This window comes from Streptomyces niphimycinicus (genome assembly GCF_018883605.1).
Taxonomy (GTDB): Bacteria; Actinomycetota; Actinomycetes; order Streptomycetales; family Streptomycetaceae; genus Streptomyces; species Streptomyces niphimycinicus.
On the sequence record NZ_JAHLEM010001359.1, the window covers coordinates 1 to 416 of the forward strand.

The 416-nt window shown below is 78.8% G+C and carries 1 protein-coding gene; it reads right to left on the bottom strand.

What is annotated here, in order from left to right; translation table 11 throughout:
- Positions 1-416, bottom strand: a 416-nt coding sequence (locus KN815_RS51440) for a SepX/GlpR family protein (protein WP_507229947.1), incomplete at both ends; no start/stop codon positions are given.

Sequence of the window (416 nt, forward strand, 5' to 3'; positions counted from 1 at the left end):
CTCGGCCTCGGCGGGCGCGGGAGGGCCCGCGGGGACGTCGTCGGCGGTCCGGCTCTCGGCGGGCGGATGGGCCCGGGGGCGGCGCTCCCGCAGCCGCTGTGCGGCCTGCTCGGCGTGGCGCTGGTCCATGGTGAACGCGAAGCGGCGGCGCTCCTGGGCGCGGAGGTAGGCGATATAGGCGCTGAGGAGTATGGCCGGAATGCCCGGGGCCCACAGGAAGGCGAGGCCGCCGACGGCGGCGACGATCGCGCCGAGGGTGAAGGCGAGGAAGAGGATCACGGTGGTGCGGCGGCGGCGCGCGAGCACTCGCGCGCGCCGTCCACGGTCCAGCGCGCTCCAGGCTCCGCTGCCGCCCGCACCTCCCGTGCCGCTCGCGCCTCCCCCGCCGCGTGCACCGCTCGCTCCCCCGGCCGCCG